Origin of the sequence: Phenylobacterium sp. (assembly GCF_031425575.1) — a bacterium.
In the GTDB taxonomy this organism is placed as follows: domain Bacteria; phylum Pseudomonadota; class Alphaproteobacteria; order Caulobacterales; family Caulobacteraceae; genus Phenylobacterium.
In genome coordinates this window covers 1-1,670 of the sequence record NZ_JANPJP010000195.1, presented here as the reverse complement: position 1 = coordinate 1,670, position 1,670 = coordinate 1, and the positions used below count along the sequence as shown (strand labels likewise).

The 1,670-nt window shown below is 67.1% G+C and carries 2 protein-coding genes; both read left to right on the top strand.

All coding sequences use genetic code 11. The features are described 5' to 3' along the window. Positions 1–958 (top strand): alpha/beta hydrolase (locus tag RMO97_RS11165; RefSeq protein ID WP_310541073.1); only part of this gene is annotated, 958 nt, incomplete at its 5' end. 2 nt (positions 959–960) lie between these two features. After that, on the top strand, positions 961–1,670 hold a 710-nt coding region (locus RMO97_RS11160), incomplete at its 3' end, for an enoyl-CoA hydratase-related protein (RefSeq protein WP_310541071.1).

The following is a 1,670-nucleotide window of genomic DNA, read 5'->3' as shown; positions in this document are numbered from 1 at the left end:
GTTTCAAAGGATTGACACCGGCCGCTCCAGGCTCCGCGCCGCCGTTCAGGGCGACGGGCCGCTGGTGGTGTTGGTCCACGGGTTGCCGGAGAGCTGGTATTCGTGGCGCCACCCGATCGGGCCGGTGGCGGCCGCCGGCTACCGGGTGGCGGCCATCGACGTGCGCGGCTATGGCGGCTCGGACAAGCCCTATCCCATCGATGCCTATTCCATGGAGGCGCTGACCGGTGACGTCGTCGGCGTGGTGGAGGCGTTGGCGCCGGGTGAAAAGGCGATCCTGATGGGGCACGACTGGGGCGCGCCCATCGTCTGGAACACAGCCTTCACCCGGCCCGACCGGATTTCGGCGGTGGCGGGGCTGTCGGTGCCGTTCACGGGCGTGCCGACGCGACCGTTCACCGACATCTTCCGCGAGGCGTTCACATCCAAGGGCATCTTCTTCTACCAGGACTGGTTCCAGAAGGTCGGTCCGCCCGAGGCGGAGGCCGAGGGGGATGTCCGCGACTTCCTGCGCAAGTTCTACTTCGGCATCGCCGGCGAGGCGCCCAAGGGGGCCTGGCCGATGAAGGGCGTCGACGCGACCCTGCTGGAAGGGATGATGGACCCGGGCGTGATGCCGGACTGGTTGTCGCCGGCAGACCTGGACTACTACGTCGACGAGTTCGAGCGGTCGGGGTTCCGGGGGCCGATCAACCGCTATCGTAACCATGAGCGCGACTTTGCGTGGTTGCAGGGTTTCAAGGATCGCAAGCTGGAGCAGCCGTCGCTGCTGATCGGCGGCGAAAAGGATCCGGCGTTCACCGGCTTCGGTCGCATCGCCGACCCCGGCGCCCTGATGCGCGAGCACGCCACCGACCTGCGCGGGGTCCATATCCTGCCGGGTTGCGGACACTGGACCCAGCAGGAGCGGCCGGCGGAGACCACGGACTTGCTGCTCGACTGGTTGAAGGGGCTCTGAGCATGGCGGATCTGGAACTGCGTCAGGACGGGGAGGTCGTGTGGGCGACGATGAACCGACCGGCCCGCCTGAATTCGCTCAGCCGCAATCTGGTGACGGAACTCCGGGAGTTCTTCGTTGGCCTTTACTGGCGGCGTGATGTCCGGGTGGTGGTGCTGCAAGGCGCCGGCGACAACTTCTGCGCCGGTCTGGATTTGAAGGAGCGGGGCGATCCGCAGGGCTCGCGCTCCATCGGCGCGGGGCTGACCCGTCAGCGCGAGATCAGCGAGATCGTGATTGCCATGCGTCGTTGTCCGCAGCCGATCATCGCCTGTGTGGACGGCGCGGCGGCGGGCGGCGGGTTCGCCCTGGCGTTGGCGTCGGACGTACGGATCGCCACGCCGACGATGCGCATGAACGCCGCCTTTATCCGCATCGGGCTGTCTGCCTGTGACATCGGCGTCAGCTACTTCCTGCCGCGGATGGTGGGGTCGTCCGTGGCGGCGGAGTACATGTTGACCGGCCGGTTCATCGACGCCGAGCGGGCCTATCAACTGGGTCTGGTCAGCCGCATCGTGGCGAAGGAACTGCTTGCGGCCGAGGCTCAGGGTTTCGCCCTCGACATGCTGCACGCGACGCCGCTGGGTTTACGTCTGACCAAGGAGGCGCTCAACCACGCCATCGACGCCCAGGGATTGGAAGCCGTGATCGCCATGGAGGACCGCAACCAGAT